Annotated in this window: 16 protein-coding genes; 2 read left to right on the top strand and 14 right to left on the bottom strand. The window is 61.9% G+C overall.

Features of this window, described 5'->3' with window-relative positions; all coding sequences use genetic code 11:
• Window positions 1–38: 38 nt before the first annotated feature.
• Window positions 39–1,604, bottom strand: a complete 1,566-nt coding sequence (locus KY084_RS12005; RefSeq protein WP_219238718.1) for an aldehyde dehydrogenase (NADP(+)) — start codon at window positions 1,602–1,604, stop codon at window positions 39–41.
• 267 nt (window positions 1,605–1,871) lie between these two features.
• Between KY084_RS12005 and KY084_RS12010 the strand changes: the two genes are divergently transcribed.
• Window positions 1,872–2,951: a LacI family DNA-binding transcriptional regulator gene (locus tag KY084_RS12010; RefSeq protein WP_219238719.1), complete on the top strand. Its 1,080-nt coding sequence runs from the start codon at window positions 1,872–1,874 to the stop codon at window positions 2,949–2,951.
• A gap of 75 nt (window positions 2,952–3,026) precedes the next feature.
• Here KY084_RS12010 and KY084_RS12015 read toward each other — a convergent pair whose 3' ends face one another.
• The 11 genes from KY084_RS12015 to cyoA all read right to left on the bottom strand — a co-directional run bounded on the left by KY084_RS12015 (window position 3,027) and on the right by cyoA (window position 14,169).
• Complete coding sequence (locus KY084_RS12015) at window positions 3,027–4,442, bottom strand: sugar porter family MFS transporter (protein WP_425516737.1); 1,416 nt, start codon at window positions 4,440–4,442, stop codon at window positions 3,027–3,029.
• 40 nt (window positions 4,443–4,482) lie between these two features.
• On the bottom strand, window positions 4,483–5,364 hold the full coding sequence (locus KY084_RS12020; RefSeq protein ID WP_343228007.1) for an SMP-30/gluconolactonase/LRE family protein: 882 nt from the start codon (window positions 5,362–5,364) through the stop codon (window positions 4,483–4,485).
• A gap of 4 nt (window positions 5,365–5,368) precedes the next feature.
• The gene (gene xylB / locus KY084_RS12025; protein WP_219238720.1) at window positions 5,369–6,133 is read right to left on the bottom strand and encodes a D-xylose 1-dehydrogenase; all 765 of its coding nucleotides are present in this window, start codon (window positions 6,131–6,133) and stop codon (window positions 5,369–5,371) included.
• A gap of 58 nt (window positions 6,134–6,191) precedes the next feature.
• On the bottom strand, window positions 6,192–7,262 hold the full coding sequence (locus KY084_RS12030) for a fumarylacetoacetate hydrolase family protein (RefSeq protein ID WP_219238778.1): 1,071 nt from the start codon (window positions 7,260–7,262) through the stop codon (window positions 6,192–6,194).
• A 166-nt stretch (window positions 7,263–7,428) separates the two neighbouring features.
• Window positions 7,429–7,971: a response regulator transcription factor gene (locus tag KY084_RS12035; protein WP_246587086.1), complete on the bottom strand. Its 543-nt coding sequence runs from the start codon at window positions 7,969–7,971 to the stop codon at window positions 7,429–7,431.
• Window positions 7,968–9,206, bottom strand: coding sequence for an ATP-binding protein (locus tag KY084_RS12040; RefSeq protein WP_219238722.1), 1,239 nt, complete (start codon window positions 9,204–9,206; stop codon window positions 7,968–7,970). The genes KY084_RS12035 and KY084_RS12040 overlap by 4 nt, the downstream gene beginning before the upstream one ends.
• A 47-nt stretch (window positions 9,207–9,253) precedes the next feature.
• Complete coding sequence (locus tag KY084_RS12045) at window positions 9,254–9,961, bottom strand: SURF1 family protein (RefSeq protein ID WP_219238723.1); 708 nt, start codon at window positions 9,959–9,961, stop codon at window positions 9,254–9,256.
• Window positions 9,958–10,368, bottom strand: a complete 411-nt coding sequence (gene cyoD, locus KY084_RS12050) for a cytochrome o ubiquinol oxidase subunit IV (protein WP_219238724.1) — start codon at window positions 10,366–10,368, stop codon at window positions 9,958–9,960. Before cyoD ends, KY084_RS12045 begins: the two co-directional genes overlap by 4 nt.
• Window positions 10,365–10,997, bottom strand: a complete 633-nt coding sequence (gene cyoC / locus KY084_RS12055; RefSeq protein WP_219238725.1) for a cytochrome o ubiquinol oxidase subunit III — start codon at window positions 10,995–10,997, stop codon at window positions 10,365–10,367. Before cyoC ends, cyoD begins: the two co-directional genes overlap by 4 nt.
• A gap of 8 nt (window positions 10,998–11,005) precedes the next feature.
• Window positions 11,006–13,009: a cytochrome o ubiquinol oxidase subunit I gene (gene cyoB / locus KY084_RS12060; RefSeq protein WP_219238726.1), complete on the bottom strand. Its 2,004-nt coding sequence runs from the start codon at window positions 13,007–13,009 to the stop codon at window positions 11,006–11,008.
• A 14-nt stretch (window positions 13,010–13,023) separates the two neighbouring features.
• Complete coding sequence (gene cyoA, locus KY084_RS12065) at window positions 13,024–14,169, bottom strand: ubiquinol oxidase subunit II (RefSeq protein WP_219238727.1); 1,146 nt, start codon at window positions 14,167–14,169, stop codon at window positions 13,024–13,026.
• Between the two features lie 163 nt (window positions 14,170–14,332).
• Here cyoA and KY084_RS12070 point away from each other — a divergent pair, with 163 nt between their 5' ends.
• Window positions 14,333–15,658 (top strand): MFS transporter, encoded by a 1,326-nt coding sequence (locus KY084_RS12070; RefSeq protein ID WP_219238728.1) that lies wholly within the window; start codon window positions 14,333–14,335, stop codon window positions 15,656–15,658.
• Window positions 15,659–15,703: 45 nt separating this feature from the next.
• Here KY084_RS12070 and KY084_RS12075 read toward each other — a convergent pair whose 3' ends face one another.
• Both KY084_RS12075 and uxaC read right to left on the bottom strand, forming a co-directional pair.
• Entirely contained in the window at window positions 15,704–17,167 is a 1,464-nt protein-coding gene (locus KY084_RS12075; RefSeq protein ID WP_219238729.1) for a mannitol dehydrogenase family protein, read from the bottom strand.
• Window positions 17,167–18,582: a glucuronate isomerase gene (gene uxaC, locus KY084_RS12080; protein WP_219238730.1), complete on the bottom strand. Its 1,416-nt coding sequence runs from the start codon at window positions 18,580–18,582 to the stop codon at window positions 17,167–17,169. The genes KY084_RS12075 and uxaC overlap by 1 nt, the downstream gene beginning before the upstream one ends.
• Window positions 18,583–18,615 lie beyond the last annotated feature (33 nt).

Below are 18,615 nucleotides of genomic sequence, written 5' to 3' on the forward strand. Positions count from 1 at the left end.
GCGCGATTCTAATACCGCAGGTGGAAGAGAGGGCCGTGTCAGCCCTCGACTTCACCATCGACGGTGCGCGGCAGGCCCAGCGGATTGCCATGCTTCACCGCCTTGGGCAGGATCGCGTCGGGCAGGTCCTGATAGCAGACCGGACGGAGATACCGTTCGATAGCCGCCGTACCGACAGATGTCGTTCGCGGATCGGACGTGGCGGGGAAGGGGCCGCCATGGACCATCGCGTAGGAAACCTCGACCCCCGTGGGCCAGCCATTGGCCAGAATCCGTCCCGCCTTCCGCTCGGCGATCGGCAGCACGGCCTTGGCCGCGTCCATATCGGCGTCGTCCATCTGGAAAGTAATGGTAAGTTGCCCTTCCATTTCGGACAGTACGCGCTTCAGTTCGTCCATGTCGGCGCATTTGACGATGATCGACGCGGCGCCGAACACTTCCTCCGCCAGATTGGGGTTGGCAAGGAATGCCTTGCCGCTGGTGGCGAACAGCGCCGCCTGACCGCGGTTGCAGCCGGTACCCTCCGCGCCGCGCGCCAGAGTCTCGACGTCCGCTTCGCCGGTTAGTTTCTCGACGCCTTTGTCGTAATTGGCATGGATGCCGCTGGTCAGCATCACCTGCGGCTGGGCTTCGGCCAGCGCATCGGCCGCGGTCTTCGCGAACGCATCAAGGTCAGGCCCGTCAATGCCGAGAACGACACCGGGATTGGTGCAGAACTGCCCCGCGCCCATGGTTAGCGAACCGACATACGCCTTGCCCAGATCGGTCCCGCGCGCCTTCAATGCTTCGGGGAACAGCAGCACCGGATTCACCGCCGACATTTCGGCGTATACCGGGATCGGCTCGGGACGCGCCTGGGCAAGCTTCATCAGCGCCAGTCCGCCACCGCGCGAACCGGTGAAGCCGACGGCTTTGATCCGCGGATCCTCGACCAGCGCCTTGCCCAGATCGTTGCTCGGCCCCTGGATCAGGGAGAAGACACCTTCATGCAGGCCACATTTCTTAATCGCGTTGCGGATTGCCTGACCGACCAGCACCGACGTGCCGGGATGGGCGGGGTGGCCCTTGCAGACGACCGGGCACCCGGCGGCGAGCGCGCTGGCGGTGTCGCCGCCTGCTACCGAAAAGGCGAGGGGGAAGTTGGACGCACCGAATACCGCAACCGGTCCGACGGCTATACGGCGCTGACGCAGATCGGCGCGCGGCAATGGCTGGCGGTCGGGCATGGCGTTGTCGACAACGACATTTTCCCACCGCCCCTGCCGCAACAGCTTGGCGAAGAGGCGAAGCTGGCCACAAGTCCTGCCGCGCTCACCGGTCAGCCGGCCCTCGGGGAGGCCGCTTTCCGCCATGGCGCGCTCAACCAGCCCGTCAGTGGCCTCGATTTCATCCGCCACCGTTTCCAGGAAAACCGCGCGTGTTTCAGGATCGAGTTCGCGGAAGCTGTCAAAGGCGGCATCGGCCAGCTTGCACGCCTCGGCGACATGGCCGGTGGTGGAAACGGCGAAATCGGTGTCCAGCGCTTCGTCGGTTGCGGGGTTCATTGCGCGAAACGTGTTGTCCGTGGTTTCGCTTTTCGACCCGATCAGAAAGCTTCCGTCCATATTACTCGATCTCCCTCATGTTAGCGTTCGTCAGACTAGGTAAGCGGTGGCGGAACGCATTCAACCGTCATGCCGGGCGGGGCGGGGCGGATATTCGGTGGTCGGAGAGATCGGCCAGCCTCGTGTGACGCTTTGATAGCGCTGCCGGAATTGGCCAGGCCGCTTCTGTACGAAGGCGGTCCACACTGGACGGGAAGCGCGTTCCTGTTGCATGGCGTGTGATCTGTCCTGCCGTGCAGGGCTGCGTTGTGTAAGGGGGAATGCGCCATGGCCACGACAAGACAGCGGCGACGCGGGAGCGGGGCGAATGGCGCTCCGACCATAGCCGATGTCGCGCGTGTCGCCGGGGTGTCGGCGATGACGGTGTCGCGGGTCATAAACGCCGAAACCAATGTACGCGCGTCTACTCGAGAAGCGGTGAAGGCGGCGATTGCGCAGCTTAATTATCAGCCCAATTCGGCGGCGCGGACGCTGGCCGGAGCGATGAAACGCCGCATCGGCCTGCTCTACAGCAACCCCAGCGCCAATTATCTGAGCGAATTTCTGGTCGGCAGCCTTGAACAGGCAAGCCGAAGCGATGTCCAACTGGTCGTCGAAAAATGCGAACTGGGGGACCATGAACTTGAGGTCGCCCGGCATTTGATCAACAGCGGGATCGACGCGCTGCTGCTGCCGCCGCCATTGTGCGATTCGCCCGCGCTTCTGGAATTGGTGCAGGCGCGTGGTATTCCCTTCGTCCTGGTGGGGACGGGGCAGCCGGACGGCGCGCTGAACACGGTGCGTATCGACGACTTCGCGGCGGCGCGCGCGATGACCGATCACATCTTGGCGCTGGGCCATCGGCGGATCGGGTTCATCAAGGGAAATTCGGCGCTTTCAGTCAGCGCCCTGCGGCTGGAGGGATATTGCGCCGCGCTTGAGGCTGCCGGGGTGGCGCGCGATGAATCGCTGATCGTGCAGGGGCATTTCACTTATCGGTCCGGCCTTGATGGGGCCGAAGAACTGCTGGACGCCGACAATCCGCCAACCGCGATCTTCGCGGGAAATGACGATATGGCGGCAGCGACCGTGGCGGTGGCGCATCGCCGCGGGCTGGACGTGCCGGGCGACCTTACCGTGTGCGGGTTCGACGATACGACGCTCGCCACCGCGATCTGGCCGGAACTGACAACCATTTGTCAGCCCATTGCCGAAATGGCGCGCGCTGCGGTCGACCTGCTGGTGCGCATGCTGGGCGGCAATGGCGACGATACCCAAGGCAACAAGCTGCAGCTGAATTTCGATCTGATCCGGCGTCAGTCGGATGCCGCGCCGCGCCGTCGCCCGTCCTCCGGGCGGTCGCGCTGAACAGAGCGAATATATTACCGCTACGATAAGCCTCGGAACGCGGCGACGGGCAGCCGTCGCCGCGCCCGAACGAGATTATCCCTCCATTTCCTCCAGTTCGCGTCCGCGGGTTTCATTGACCATCGCGCGAACGAAGAAAAAGGACAGGAACGCCGCCGTCGCGTAAAAGCCATAGGTCACCGGCAGGCCGACACCGGCGGCCAGCGCGGGGAAGCTGACGCTGATCAGGAAATTTGCCGCCCATTGAGCAAAGCCCGCGACGGCAAGGCCCGACCCGCGGATCTGATTGGGGAACATTTCGCCCAGCATCACCCACATCACCGGCCCCCAGCTGCCGTTGAAGAAAATGACGTACAAATTGGCCGCGATCAGCGCGACGGTGCCGTTCGCATCTGAAAGATGCAGCGACCCGTCGACGAAACTGCCGGTCGAAAACATCGCCGCGACTACGGCCAGCGTGACCGTCATCCCCGCCGAACCGATCAGCAGCAACGGTTTGCGCCCGATCTTGTCGACCGTGAAAACCGTGAAGAGACATGCCAGAATGGAAAGCGCGCCGGACAGGATGTTGATGAGCAGCGAATCGTTTTCGCTGAAGCCCACCGACTGCCAAAGCACCGATCCGTAATAGAAAACGATGTTGATGCCGACGAATTGCTGGAAAATGGCAAGGCCGATTCCCGCCCACACGATCTTGCGAACGCGACCGCTGTTCCTGTCGATCAGGTCCGACATTCGCGGGCGGTGCTGATCCTTCGACAGCGATGCGCGGATTTCGTCCGTTTTCTGTTTTGCAACGCCGAAGCCCAGAATTCGGCCCAGAACCTGTTCCGCTTCGGCATATCTGCCGCGCATCACCAGAAAGCGCGGACTGTCCGGTATCAGGAACAGCGTAAGCAGATAGATTCCGGCGGGAATAACCTGTGCCCAGAACATCCAGCGCCAGGCCGGATAGCCCCACCAGAAGATTGCGGTCGAATGCCCCGCCGTGCTGGCCAGCCAGTAATTGACCAGAAACGCGCCGGTCAGGCCGGAAATAATCATGATCTGCTGTAGCGTGGCGAGCCGCCCGCGTATCGCCGCAGGGGTCACTTCGCTGATATAAACGGGTGCAAGCACACTGGCAGCACCAACCGCAAGACCGGCCGCGACGCGCGAAATGATGAACATCGTCGCCGATGATGCGGCACCCGCGACGAAGGCGGAGATGATGAAGACGAGTGCCGAAAGCATCATTACGTTGCGCCGGCCCATGCTGTCGGCCAGTCGCCCGGCCAGGAACGCGCCGACCGCGCAGCCGGGCAGCAGTGCAGCGACCGCGACACCAAGTCCCACCTCGCCAAGGTCGAAAGCCGCTTTGAGTCCGTCCTGGGTTCCGTTGATGACGCCTGAATCATAGCCGAACATGAACCCGCCGATGGTCGCGACGATCACGATTAGCGCGATCAGCCCGCGATTCAGGCGCTCTTCGCCCATGGTTTCCGTATTCATTCCCGCCTCTCTCCTCCTCGATCGGTTCGCGACCGGATCGTTATGGTTTCACATTGGCCGATGTGACCGGAATTCCCGGAATATCGACGCGAAAATGGAACAGATGTCCGGCCAGCGGCTGCTGCGCCAGTTCGGCATCGTTCAGCCCCTTGCGCGCGGTGGTGGCATAGGCATCGCATCCATCCTCGCCGCCGAGCGCGATCTTGGTAATGTTGGCCACCGGGAAATCAATCTGATGGGTTAGGGTGCCCGAACTGTCATAGCGGCGTACCGCCCAGCCGCCATAAAATGCGACCCAGACACCGCCTTGTGAATCGCAGATCGCGCCGTCGGGATTGCCCTTCACGCTGTCGTCGAATGCGATGAAGCACCGCCCGTCCGACAGGGTGCCGTCATGGGCGATGGTGTGTGCGTGGATTTGCTTACCCATCGTGTCGACCGCGTACAGCGTCCCTCCATCGGGCGCGATAGCCGGGCCGTTGGTGATCGTTACGGGGGCAAGCCCGCTATCGACCACAATGCCGTCTTCAAAGCGGTATAGCTTTCCGGTTCGCAATTCCTCACCATTGTCCATCGACCCGAACCAGATGCGGCCTTGCCGATCGGTGGCCGCATCGTTCAGCCGGTTGTCGGGCAGATGGGGTTCGGCGTCACGCAGTTTGGCGAAGCCTTCGCCCTCCGGCTCGAAACGGTAGAGGCCATCCGCCACACCAGCGACGAAGCCGCCGTCACTGGCGGGAAGGACCCAGCCTATCTCTCCCGGTGCGTCCCATCGCTTTGCATCGCCCGATGCTGGATCGAAGCGATGAACGTGCCGCGATTTTATGTCGACGAACCACAGCGCGTTGTCGCGGGGCACCCATACCGGCCCTTCGCCAAGAGTGGCGCCGACAGCGAGTACCAGATGCGGTTCGCTTCCCACTGCCTCAGCGCCAGCCGGCGTCGACGAAATAGTCGTGCGCGCTGCACAGCCACGCGTCATCGGAAGCAAGGAACAGTGCCATGGCCGCAATATCGCGCGGATGAAGACGCCCGTCCAGACATTGTGCGGCGACAATTTCCGCCTCGCCTTCGGGCGTGTACCATTTTTCCTGCCGCGGCGTTTTGACATTGCCCGGAACGATCGTGTTGACCCGGATCTTGTCGCGGCCGAGATCGCGCGCAAGCGACCGGGTAAGCCCTTCTATTGCCGCCTTCGCGGTCTGATAGCAGATGAGGTCGGGCAGGCCGAGATGCCAGCTGATCGACCCCATATTGATGATCGAGCCACCGCCCGCGCGCCGCATCGCGGGTACGACCGCCTGGGTTGCGAAAAACTGATGACGCAGGTTCACCGCCATGCGGTCGTCCCAATATTCGGGGGTGATGTCCCCGATCGAATGGCGATCGTCATTGGCGGCGTTGTTGATGAGCACGTCCACTTTTCCGGCCGCTTGTTCGATTTGCGCGATTGCCGCCTTGAACCGGTCGAGATCGGTGATGTCGCATTCGTGAAACGCGGGTGCGTGACGGGCATCGTCGCTGAGCCGCGCTACCAGTGCCTCACTGGAGTCGCGCGCAATATCGATGAACGCCACGCGTGCGCCCTGCGCGACGAATGCCTCGACCAGCCCGGCGCCGATCCCCGATCCGCCCCCGGTGATCAGCACGCTCTTGTCCTGCAGGCTGGGATAGACGGCGCGTTGTGACAATGGTGTTTCCTTAAGCGTAAAAGAATTTCGAGGGGCAATGGCGGGCCGTGCGCGCAGATCAGGCAAGAAGGCCGCGTCTGGCCAGATTGCGCATCAAAGCGCCGATACCCATCGTCCAGGGCGGCGCGTCCTTCGATGTGGTCACCGGGTTGACCAGCGCGCCGAGCCGCTGCGAACGGATGGTGACGACATCGCCCATCTTGTGCGTGAAACCGCGGCCGGGATTGTCGCGATCCTGCACCGGTGCGAACAGCGTGCCCAGGAAGAGGATGAATCCGTCGGGATAGTGATGCTCGCTCATCGCCTGCCGCATCAGATCGGCCGGATCGCGACTGATTTCCGACATCGAACTGACGCCGTCGAGAATATAGCCGTCTTCACCCTCGATGCGCAGCGTCACTTCGCACCGCCGGACATCGTCCAGCGTGAAGGCATCGTCGAACAGGCGGACGAACGGACCCAGCGAAGCCGAAGCGTTATTGTCCTTCGCCTTGCTGAGCAGCAGTGCGGAGCGCCCTTCGAAATCGCGCAGATTGACGTCGTTGCCCAGCGTCGCCCCCACCGCATTGCCGTGCGCGTCAGCCAGCAGCGCGACCTCCGGTTCCGGGTTGTTCCAGGCGGAATCGGACCGTACCCCGATATGTGCGCCCCAGCCGACAGTGGACAAGGCGGGAGATTTGCTGAAAATCTCCGCATCCGGCCCGATCGCTACTTCCAGATATTGCGACCACATGCCGTCCTCGATCAGCGTGGCCTTCAATGCCATCGCTTCTTTCGATCCCGGCACGACCGATCGGATCGATCCGCCGATGCGATCTTCCAGCTTGTCGCGAATGGCTTGCGCCGCGCCCGAATCGCCGCGCGCACGCTCTTCTATGACGCGTTCGATCGCGGAGATGGCGAAGGTGACGCCCGCCGCTTTGACGCATTGCAGGTCGATGGGCGAAAGCAACCGGCACGGGGCGTCGTGCGCCGCTGACAGGCCGAGTTTTTCCAAGGGGCCGAGCGCGGTTCCGGCGGCAGCGTCACAGCGTCCGTCTTCGATCAGCATCGACACCGTCGGCGCCGCGCGGCTCATATCGTAAACCTCGCCAGCCGCGATCAGAACGGGTGAGGGACCCTCTCCCATATCGATCCGGCCGAGGAGTTTCGCTTCACGCCAATCGGCCGGAAGCGATGCTTCCAGCCTGCCCCAATCGCTATCGCTCACCTTGTCACCACCTTTGTTTGTTAGCGATAACGTAATTGCTTGACCGAAGCAGCGTCAAGCAAACTCTGATGCCGCGACGCGATGGCTATTCGATGCGGCGTTTTTCCAGCTTTCGCGCCAGCGTTCGCCGATGCATGCCGAGTCGCCGGGCGGTTTCGGAAATGTTGAATCCGGTTTCGGCGAGCGTCTGGTGAATAATCTCCCATTCGCGGGTTTTTACCGACTTTGTCTCGCGTTCTCCCACCGATACCGCGCTGTCGCCCTCCGCCTTCGTAAACGCCGCTTCAATATCGTCGCTGTTGGATGGTTTGGGAAGATAATGGGTGGCCCCCAGCTTGATCGCCTCGACCGCCGTCGAGACGCTGGCATAGCCGGTAAGTACGACGATAACGGTATCGGCGGAGCTGGATGCGAGCGTCTTCACACATGGCAGGCCCGACTCCGCGCCGAGTTTCAGGTCGACCACGGCATAGTCGGGCGCGCCATGCGCCAGCATCGCATCGACCTCGCCGGGGGCGGCAGCGAGTGACACCGTATAGCCGCGCCGTTCGAACGAGCGTTTGAGTGTCCGCGCGAAATCGGTATCGTCTTCCACGATCAGAAGGGTGGGGGAGCTCTTGTCGGTCAATCCTCGGTCCATTCCAGCATGTCGAGCGGCCATACCAACGTAACGATCGCGCCCGCCGACGGATCATTCCGCGCATCGACCCAGCCGCCCATCTTGCGCATGGCATTGACAACCAGAAACAGCCCCAGCCCGCCGCCGCGCCGTCCCTTTGTCGATTGATAGGGCTTTCCAAGATTGTCGAGAATGGCTCGATCGAACCCCGGGCCGTCATCGATCACCGAAAGCGTGAGCAGTTCGTCCTTTCGGTTCAGGATAACGCTCACCGTATTTCCCGATGCTTCGCGGCCGTTATCGAGTATATTCCACACGATCTGCTTCAAGGTGCTGTCCGAAACGATGCGGGGATCGGTCGACAACCGGTTGTCGAAACGTAGCGAATCGCTGCCGTGTCGTCGTCGCCATTCCTCCAGCGCGTCGGCAAAAAACGCCCCGGCGGTGGTGATTGCGATATCGCCGCCGCGCGGATCGCCCGCAGACATTAAAATGCCGCTGACGATCGCCTTGCACCGTTCGACGGCGACTCGCATCTCTTCCAGTTCCTCGGCAAGCGCCGGGTTGTCGGTTAACTGCCGCATCCGGCCCCAGTCGTTGATGATCACCGACAGCGATGCCAGGGGGGTACCCAGTTCATGCGCCGCGCCCGAAGCGAGCAAGCCCATTCGGACGATGTGATCTTCCTCCGCCGCCTGCTGTCGCATTGCGGCCAGCCGCGCGTCGCGCGAACGAAGATTGTAGTTGATCCGGGTGATGAACAGCAAAAGCAGCCCCGCGATAAGCGCGAAGCTGATGAGCGAGCCAAGGACATACAGGCCGAACAATCCCACCGTGATGTGCTGCGGCAGCATCAGCGGATAATGCACGACGGCGAGCAGGATGAACGCTGCGCTGGTAACCGACACGACGATGCAGGCGGAAAGCACGCGCAGCAGAACCGCCGCCAGCACCACCTGCAACAGGAACAGCCATACGAACGGGTTGGTCGCGCCCCCCGCAAAATAGAGCAGACCGGTCAGCGCGGCGACATCGAGCAAAAGCGCGATGAGCAGTTCGCGCTCGCCCACGCGCCAGCCGCGCCGCAGCGCGATCATGCTGGAGATGTTGAGCGCGACCAGTCCGCCGACGATCGCAAACATCGCGACGATGGGCAGCGGTACGCCCAATATCGAAAAAACGAGCTGGATCGTGGCATATTGCCCGATCACCGCCAGCCAGCGCAGCGCAATCAGCTGACGCATATTGTCGGTGCCGCTCGGATCCCTCCGTTTTGCGCGTGGTTCGGCCATCAGTCCTTTTGGGGCCGGAACCGCTCCCGGATCAACAGCGCCGTACCGGCCAGCGTCATCAGCGCAAGGCCAAACCATGTGATCGCATAGACAAGATGGTTGTTTGGAAAGCGGATGACGGTCAGCCCGCCGACCGGCCCGCTGGCATCGTCCTGCCCTTTATCGGCATCGATGAAATAGGGTGCAACCGTACCCAGGCCTCTCGTTCTGGCAATGGCTGCGACATCGCGCGAATACCAGCGATCCTCGCCGGGGTGGTTCGAACGCAGAAAGCCGCCGCCCGGTTCGGTGATGCGCAACAGCCCGGTGATCGTCCGCTGTCCGCCGGGCGTTGTGACCGCTTTCCGATCGGGCACGAACCCGCGATTGACAAGAACAGTGAAGCCGCGCCTGCTTTCAAAGGGCGTCAATACCCAGAAACCCGATCCGAGATCCGTAGCGGCCTGAACCAGCGTGTCGCTGCCGCTGCGATAGCGCCCCGTCACCCGGACATGGCGGTATTCGGCGCGCTTCGCGTTTATATCGCGCCATTGTGCGGGACCGGGAGCGGGGGAGGGCGGCGCCGTCACCCGGGCATCGACCCGGGCGATCAGCGCCTCTTTCCAGTGCAGCCGGTGAACCTGCCATATACCCAGCGCGATCAGCGCCGCGAATATCAGCGCGAGCAGCGCCAGTAACAGGCCAAAGCCGGTGCGGCCGCGGATCATCCGCCGAATTGGGCGGCGGCCTGTCGCGGCGTCATCGGCATCATGTTGGTGTTCATGTGATACATGACCCAGATCGACCCGGCGAGGGTGATCAGAACGAACACGATGGTGAAGATCAGCGCCAGCATCGACCAGCCCCCCTCCGTCTTCGTGTTCATATGGAGGAAATACACCATGTGAACAAAGATCTGGACCACCGCCATGGCGAAGATCGCGACCACAGTCGAATTCTTGTCCAGCGCGCCGGTCATCACCAGTGCGAACGGTATCGCTGTCAGGATGACCGACAGGATGAAACCGATCATATAGCCTTTGAAGGAGCCGTGCGGTTCTTCATGCCCGTGATGGGCGTCATGATCGTGGTCGTGCGCGGCGTGACCGTGCGTTTCGGCGGGGGTGGCGCTCATCGGGCGACTCCCATCAGATAGACAAAGGTGAAGACGCCGATCCATACGACGTCGAGAAAGTGCCAGAACATGCTGAGGCACATCAGGCGGCGCTTGTTGGCGGGGATCAGCCCCTTGCGGCCGACCTGCACCATCAGCGTAATCAGCCAGACGATACCCACCGTCACGTGCAGGCCGTGCGTGCCGACCAGCGTGAAGAAGGATGACAGGAACGCGCTCGATTGCGGCGTCGCGCCTTCATGGATCAGGTGGGAGAATTCGTACAGTTCGATGCTGAGGAACGCCGCGCCGAACAGACCGGTAATCGCGAGCCACAACAGCGTGGCGCCCTTGTTGCCCTTTTCCATCACCAGCATGGCAAAGCCGTAGGTGATCGAGGAGAAGAGCAGCATCGCGGTATTGAGCGCGACCAGCGGCAGTTCGAACAGTTCCTTGGGCCCCGGCCCGCCGCCGAAGCTCTGCGCCGTTGTCGCATACATCGCGAACAGGGCGGCGAAGATGAGGCAGTCGCTCATCAGATACAGCCAGAAGCCCAGCATGGTGCTGTGCCCGTCGGGATGATGCGGCTCTTCGGCCAGGTGGAACAGCGGACGATCGCCGTCGTAGAGGGATGGTGTCGTGGTGCTCATGAAAACCCTTAACCCTGCGCTGCGAGAGCGCTGGTGCGCGCGTCCTCGGTCTCGACCACTTCCCGCGCAGGGATGTGATAGTCGCGGTCATAATTGAACGTATGGCCGATGGCGACGACGATCATGCCGACAAAGCCCAGCGCGGCCAGCCACCAGATGTGCCAGACCATTGCGAAGCCGAACGCCACGCTGATGCCGGCCAGGATGATGCCCGCTGCCGTATTCTTGGGCATGTGAATATCCTGGAAGCCTTCGCGCGGACGTTCATAGCCGCTGCGCTTCATGTCCCACCAGGCTTCGCTGTCATGCACGACCGGCGTGAAGGCGAAGTTATAGTCGGGCGGTGGCGAGGAGGTCGACCATTCGAGCGTGCGGCCGTTCCAGGGATCGCCGGTGATGTCCATATTGTCCTTGCGATCGCGGATGCTCACCGCGAACTGGATAAGCATGCAGGCAATGCCGCCGGCAATCAGCACTGCACCGAAGGCGGCGATCACGAACCAGATTTGCAGCGACGGATCGTTGAAATGCTGCATGCGGCGGGTAACGCCCATCAGGCCGAGCACGTACAGCGGCATGAAAGCGAAATAGAAACCGCTGACCCACAGCCAGAACGAGCGCATTCCCCATGTCTTGTTCAGGGTGAAACCCATCGCCTTCGGCCACCAGTAGTTGATCGCCGCGAACATGCCGAACAGCACGCCGCCGATGATGACATTGTGGAAATGCGCGATCAGGAACAGCGAGTTGTGGAGGACGAAGTCCGCCGGGGGAACCGCCAGCATCACGCCCGACATACCGCCGATAACGAAGGTGAGCATGAAGGCGAGCGCCCACATCATGGGGGGTTCGAACCGGATTCGCCCGCGATACATGGTGAACAGCCAGTTGAACATCTTCGCTCCTGTCGGGATCGAGATGATCATCGTGGTGATGCCGAAGAAGCTGTTGACGCTGGCACCCGACCCCATGGTGAAGAAGTGATGCAGCCAGACGAGATAGGCGAGGATCGCGATGACGATCGTGGCATAGACCATCGAGGTATAGCCGAACAGGCGCTTGCCCGAGAAGGTCGAGACGACTTCCGAATATACGCCGAATGCGGGCAGGATGAGGATGTAAACCTCCGGATGGCCCCAGATCCAGATCATGTTCACGTACATCATCGGGTTGCCGCCCAGCGTGTTCGTAAAGAACTGCGTTCCGACATAACGGTCGAGGCTGAGCAGCGCGAGAACGGCGGTCAGAACCGGGAAGGAGGCGACGATCAGGACGTTGGTGGCGAGCGCGGTCCAGGTGAAGACCGGCATCTTCATCAGGCGCATGCCGGGCGCGCGCATCTTAAGGATCGTCGCGATCAGGTTCACGCCCGACAGCAAGGTGCCGATACCCGCTATCTGCAGGCCCCATATATAGTAATCGACGCCCACTCCGGGGCTGGCGGTGATGTCCGACAGCGGCGGAAAGGCGAGCCAGCCGGTCCGCGCATATTCCCCGATGAAAAGCGAGATCATCGTCAGAACCGCACCGGACGCGGTCATCCAGAAGCTGAAATTGTTAAGGAAGGGGAACGACACGTCGCGCGCGCCGATCTGCAACGGGACGACATAGTTCATTAGCCCCGTCACCATCGGCATCGCCACGAAGAAGATCATGATGACGCCGTGCGCGGTGAATATCTGATTATAATGTTCGGGCGGCAGGTATCCGGCATTGTCGCCGAACGCGATCGCCTGCTGCGCGCGCATCATCAACGCGTCGGCAAAGCCGCGCAAGAACATGATCAGGCCCAGCACCATGTACATGATGCCGATCTTCTTGTGATCGATCGAGGTGAACCAGTCGCGCCACAGCATGCCCCACCATTTGAAATAGGTGATGGCGCCCAGCACCGCAGTGGCGCCAAGCACCACGCCGATGAAAGTCACGATCAGGATCGGTTCGTGGAACGGCAGCGATTCGAACGTCAGCCGGCCGAAAATGGGATTAGTGGTAAGCGGTGCATGGGACATGATGGATACCAGATTCAAAGTTTGTCGGCGACGGGCGTGGAGGACGATGCCTCGGCGGTCATCGTGGGCGCCTGTTTGCGTCCCGGCGGAACAAGACCGGCTCCGCGCAGCGGCAGCAATGCAGTAGCATTGGCTGCCGGGTTCGCTTTGGGTCCCTCCGCGGGGCGCTGCATATTCATGCCGCGCATATTGGTAGCACCGCCATTTTCCTCACCACCGGCCGCGGTTGCGGCGTCGGCGGCCATCATGTCGCGCATGCATATCGACCCGGGCGCTACGCAATGGTTCATGACCTTGTCGTACAGTTGCGGAGCGACACCGGAATACAGCGTGACTGGTTCGTCCTCGCTCGGCTGGGCCAGTTTCATATAACCGGCCTCGTCCAGTTTACGGCCGCTCTGGCGCGCAGTGGCGATCCATTTGTCGAAGTCGGCGTCGGTCAGGCCGTGGAAGCGAAAATCCATGTCCGCAAAGCCGTCGCCGCTGAAATTCGCGCTGAAGCCTTCATAGTCGCCGGGCTTGTTGATCACGGCGTTCAGCTTCGTCTCCATGCTTGGCATGGTATAGATCATCCCGGCAAGCGCGGGCACGTAGAATGCGTTCATGACCGATGAAGAGGTGAGGTGGAAAGTGATCGGACGATCCACCGGTGCCGCGACCTCGTTAATCGTGGCGATGCCGTATTCGGGATAAATGAACAGCCATTTCCAGTCGAGCGAAACGACCTGCACGTCGAGCGGCTTGACGTTCTTGTCGATCTGCCGCCCGGGCTGAAGTCGTTCGATCGGCCGATAGGGATCAAGCCGGTGCGTGCTGGTCCAGGTAACCGCGCCAAGGCAGATGATGATCAGCAGCGGGGCCGACCAGATAAGCAGTTCAAGGCCGGTCGAATGGTCCCAGTCGGGATCATATTCGGCCTCGGACGCTTCGCTGCCTGCGCGATATTTGCGGGCGAACAGCACGGTGAGAACCATCACCGGCACGATGATGATCAGCATCAGAACGGTTGCGATGATGATCAGGTCACGCTGCTGCTGCGCGACATCGCCCGACGGGCTCAGCACCACGGCGCTGCAGCCGCTGACAAGCGGCATCAGGCCAAGTGCGGCAATCGACGCGAGGAGCCGGCCCCGCGCGTGGTGAAACGGAAATGCTGTCATGGTGCGGGGCCTTACGGGCAATTGCCGCACCGCGACATTGGACATTTTGTCCAATCCCGTAATTGTCGTGCATACGGTATCGGGCGCTTTGCGTTATATTATTTGCGGCTGTCGGCGCGCGGGAAACTCCTGCGCGCCCGCGGCCGTCCGGAGCAGGTTTTACATGGCAGCAGAACAGGCGTTGAATTCTGAGCATATCGAGCGGGATGCCCGGCGTGTAAACGCGCGCGATCATAAGGTGTCGCCCAGCGAGATCGCGATCGGCGTCATCATCGGGCGCACGTCGGAATTCTTTGATTTCTTCGTGTTCGCCATCGCTTCGGTTCTGGTTTTTCCGGCGCTGGTCTTCCCCTTTGCCGATCCGCTTCGCGGCACGTTGTATTCGTTCGCGGTGTTCGCGCTTGCCTTTATCGCGCGTCCTATCGGATCGCTGATCTTCATGGCGATCGACCGCAATCACGGTCGCGGTACCAAGCTGACGGTGGCGTTGTTCCTGCTGGGCGTCTCGACCGTGGGGGTCGCCTTCCTGCCTTCCTATGACGATGTGGGCTGGTGGTCGATCCTGCTGCTGTGCATTTTCCGCATCGGTCAGGGGCTTGCGCTTGGCGGCGCATGGGACGGGCTTGCCTCGCTTCTTGCGCTCAACGTGCCCGAAAACCGGCGGGGCTGGTATGCCATGGTGCCGCAGCTCGGCGCGCCGATCGGGATGATCGTGGCGAGCGCGCTGTTCGCCTATTTCGTCGGCACGCTGTCGGCGGGCGATTTTCTCAGCTGGGGCTGGCGCTATCCGTTCTTCGTGGCGTTCGCGATCAACGTCGTGGCGCTGTTCGCGCGGTTGCGTATCGTCAGCACCCCCGATTACGCGCATCTGTTCGAAAGCCGCGACCTTCAGCCTGCGCCGGTGCTGTCCACTGTCCGTCAGGAAGGGCGCAACATCATCATCGGCGCATTCGCTCCGCTGGCCAGCTTCGCGCTGTTCCACATGGTGACCGTGTTCCCGCTGTCGTGGATTTTCCTGTTCACCCGCGAGGTGCCGTCGCGCTTTCTGCTCATTGAAACCGTGGCCGGAGTATTCGGCGTCGGCGCGATCATCGCATCTGGCTATCTTGCTGATCGGTTCGGACGCCGCGCGCTTCTTGGTGCAGGGGCGGCCGCAATCGCGGTATTCAGTGGATTCGCGCCGCAAATGCTCGATTCGGGCAATCTGGGCGAAATTACCTATATGATCGTCGGTTTCGTGCTTCTCGGCCTGTCGTTCGGGCAGAGTTCGGGTGCGGTCGCCTCCAATTTCTCGGGCAATGCGCGCTATACCAGTTCGGCGCTGACCTCCGACCTTGCATGGCTGTTCGGTGCCGGTTTCGCGCCGCTGGCAGCGCTGTTTCTGGCGACCAATTTCGGCCTGCTCGCCGCAGGGGGATATCTGCTCTCCGGCGCGGTGCTCACGCTGGTCGCGCTGGTAATCAACGAAGAGCTGGTCCGCAAGAATTGAGACCGGGCGGGCGGGGGCCGGCGGGCCCCGCCCGTGTCGACAGGGTTAAAGCTCGGCAATCGTCGCCAGTGCGCCTTTTTGCTCAAGCAGCGACAGCCAACTGATAAGCGCACGTTCGAAATGAGTGTCGGCGGCAAGTGAAGCGGGGAAGATCGCCCCGATCGCCAGCAAGGCGCGAACGCGTTCCGCGCTATCGGAGCAATCTTTCAGCGCCGCTGCGGTTTGACCGGCAAGCGGATCATCGACGACGAAAGGCTCGTCCGCATCATCGATCCCGCTCTGCCATCGCATCCACGCCGCAACCGCCAACGACAGCGCGGGCGAGGTGAACCCTTCCTCGCTCCGTGCCGCAATGGTGGCGAGCAAACGTTGCGGCAGCTTTTGCGATCCGTCCATCGCAATCTGGCGGGTTCGGTGTTGCAGGGCTGAGTTTTCGAACCGGCGCATCAGTTCGTTGCGGTAGGACCGAATGTCGAGCCCCGGCGGCGGTGAAAGGGTCGCCTGTGCTTCATCCCACAAGCGCTCGACAAAGCCGCGAACTTCGGGATGCGCCACCATCTGATGAATATAATCGACGCCGGCCAACCCGCCCAGATAGGCGAGCCCCGAATGCGCACCGTTGAGCAGGCGCAGCTTCGCATCCTCCCAGGGCGGCACCGAGTCGGTCAATTGTACGCCAAGTGAAGCGAAGTCGGGCCGCTCACCCGCGAAATGATCCTCGATCACCCATTGAAGGAACGGTTCGGTCTTGACCATGCCGCAATCCTCCACCCCCAAAGTGTCGGATACGGAAGCGACATCCGGCGACGTGGTGGCGGGTACGATGCGATCGACCATGGTTTGCGGAAAGGCGCACTCCGCCTCGATCCAGCGGGCCAGTTCGGCGTCATACACCTGCGCCATGGTGAGCACCGCCATGCGTAATCGTTGACCGTTATGGGGCAGATTGTCGCAACTGATCGCAGTGAAAGGCGGCAGTCCGGCCGCCTTTCGCCGGGCAAGTGCTGCCACGAGAAACCCCGGAGCGGTGCGCGGCGCATCAAGGCTTTCAAGGTCCGCGGCGACATCGGCGTCATCTTCACGCAGCCGTCCGGTTGCCGGATCGAGCTTATAGCCCTTTTCGGTAACCGTTAGCGTCACGATATGCGTGTCGGCCGCTGCCAGACTGTCGACCACTGCGACCGGGTTTTCGGGCGCGACCAGAACCGTATCCACCGCGCCGATGACACGGATATGCTGCGCCTCCCCATCGCGCACGACAAGGCTGTACAACCCGTCCTGCGGGGCGAGCTGGTCACGAACGCCCCCAGATCGCAACGAAACGCCAGTAATGCCCCAGCGCAGATCGCCGCTGCTGAGCGCCGCGTCGAATATTGCGGCCTGATGCGCGCGGTGAAACGCGCCGATGCCCAGATGCACGACACCCTGACGCACTTCGGCGCGATCATAGGCCGGGCGCACGACATCGTTGGGAAGGCTGTCGAGCGTAGCGGTGGAAAGGCGCTGCATCACAGCTTGTACGCTTTTTTGACCAGACCATAGGTCAGCGCATGGGCGACCTCATGCGCTTCGTCTTCCGGAAGCCGGTGCTCCGCGACCAGCCGGGCGAGGAAAGCGCAGTCCATACGCCGCGCGACATCGTGGCGCGCCGGAATTGACAGGAAAGCGCGGGTATCGTCGTTGAACCCGACCGTGTTGTAGAAACCGGCGGTTTCGGTCGCACGCTCGCGAAAGCGGCGCATCCCCTCCGGACTGTCATGAAACCACCAGGGCGGCCCCAATTTCAACGCCGGGTAATGACCCGCCAACGGGGCGAGTTCGCGGCTATAGCTGTCCTCGTCCAGCGTGAAGATCACGATGCTGAGCGCAGGATCCGACCCATAACGGCCGAGCAGCGGCTGAAGCGCTTCGACATAATCGGTCTGGGTGGGGATATCGGCGCCCTTGTCGCGGCCGAATGCCTTCATCACCATGTCATTATGGTTGCGGTGTGATCCGGGATGGATTTGCAGCACCATACCGTCCTCAATGCTCATGCGCGCCATTTCGGTAAGCATTTGGGCGCGAAACAGTTCCGCCTCGGCCGGGGTGAAATCGCCTGAGCGAACCTTGGCGTACAGGCTTTGCGCCTCGGCGGGGGAAAGGTCGGCGGTCCTAGCGGTGGGATGCCCGTGATCGCTTGCCGTGGCGCCGCCGACCTCTCGGAAATAGGCGCGACGGTTTCTGTGCGCGTTCAGATAGCCTTGCCAGGTCGCCACATCTTCGCCCGTCATTTCTCCCAGCGTTACGAGATTTTCGCTAAAGCCTTCATATTCTGGATCGACGACCGCGTCGGGCCGATAGGTAGTGATAACGCGTCCCCGCCACCCGCTTTCAGCGATACGACGATGATGATCGAGCGGGTCGAGCGCGCTTTCGGTGGTGGCAAGGGCCTCCATCCGAAACCGTTCGAACAAGGTGCGCGGGCGAAATGCGTCGGTGGCAAGTGCGTCGCCGATCGCATCATAATAAAGGTCGGCGGTGTCGCTGTTCAGAAGCTCGGTCATTCCGAACATTTCGGAAAATACCCAGTCGAGCCACATGCGCGACGGCGTGCCGCGAAACAGATAATATTTTTCGGCGAAGCGGCGCCAGATCGCGCGGTGGTCGCCCTCGGTCCAACCGCCATCGACGCGCGGCACGCCAAGCTCTTCCAGCTTCACCCCCTGGCTGAACAGCATGCGGAAAACATAATGATCGGGAATGATAAGCAGGCTGGCCGCATCCGTGAACGGCTTGTTCTCATCAAACCAGGCAGGATCGGTATGTCCGTGCGGGCTGATGATCGGCAGGTCGGCGACCTCCGCATAAAGCCGGCGTGCGATGGCACGCGTCGTCGCTTCGGCCGGGAAAAGGCGGTCGGGGTGTAAGCTGAGTTGTGCCATGCATCCTTCCTTTGATCTTATGTCTGTGTACAG

Origin of the sequence: Stakelama flava (assembly GCF_019351405.1) — a bacterium.
In the GTDB taxonomy this organism is placed as follows: domain Bacteria; phylum Pseudomonadota; class Alphaproteobacteria; order Sphingomonadales; family Sphingomonadaceae; genus Sphingomonas; species Sphingomonas flava_A.

Excerpts from the sequence above, each read along its gene's own strand:
- KY084_RS12005 (WP_219238718.1), bottom strand. The coding sequence starts at position 1,604 with ATGGACGGAAGCTTTCTGATCGGGTCGAAAAGCGAAACCACGGACAAC.
- KY084_RS12010 (WP_219238719.1), top strand. The coding sequence starts at position 1,872 with ATGGCCACGACAAGACAGCGGCGACGCGGGAGCGGGGCGAATGGCGCT.
- KY084_RS12015 (WP_425516737.1), bottom strand. The coding sequence starts at position 4,442 with ATGAATACGGAAACCATGGGCGAAGAGCGCCTGAATCGCGGGCTGATC.
- KY084_RS12030 (WP_219238778.1), bottom strand. The coding sequence starts at position 7,262 with ATGGGAGAGGGTCCCTCACCCGTTCTGATCGCGGCTGGCGAGGTTTAC.
- KY084_RS12040 (WP_219238722.1), bottom strand. The coding sequence starts at position 9,206 with ATGCGTCAGCTGATTGCGCTGCGCTGGCTGGCGGTGATCGGGCAATAT.
- KY084_RS12045 (WP_219238723.1), bottom strand. The coding sequence starts at position 9,961 with ATGATCCGCGGCCGCACCGGCTTTGGCCTGTTACTGGCGCTGCTCGCG.
- cyoD (WP_219238724.1), bottom strand. The coding sequence starts at position 10,368 with ATGAGCGCCACCCCCGCCGAAACGCACGGTCACGCCGCGCACGACCAC.
- cyoC (WP_219238725.1), bottom strand. The coding sequence starts at position 10,997 with ATGAGCACCACGACACCATCCCTCTACGACGGCGATCGTCCGCTGTTC.
- cyoB (WP_219238726.1), bottom strand. The coding sequence starts at position 13,009 with ATGTCCCATGCACCGCTTACCACTAATCCCATTTTCGGCCGGCTGACG.
- cyoA (WP_219238727.1), bottom strand. The coding sequence starts at position 14,169 with ATGACAGCATTTCCGTTTCACCACGCGCGGGGCCGGCTCCTCGCGTCG.
- KY084_RS12070 (WP_219238728.1), top strand. The coding sequence starts at position 14,333 with ATGGCAGCAGAACAGGCGTTGAATTCTGAGCATATCGAGCGGGATGCC.
- KY084_RS12075 (WP_219238729.1), bottom strand. The coding sequence starts at position 17,167 with ATGCAGCGCCTTTCCACCGCTACGCTCGACAGCCTTCCCAACGATGTC.
- uxaC (WP_219238730.1), bottom strand. The coding sequence starts at position 18,582 with ATGGCACAACTCAGCTTACACCCCGACCGCCTTTTCCCGGCCGAAGCG.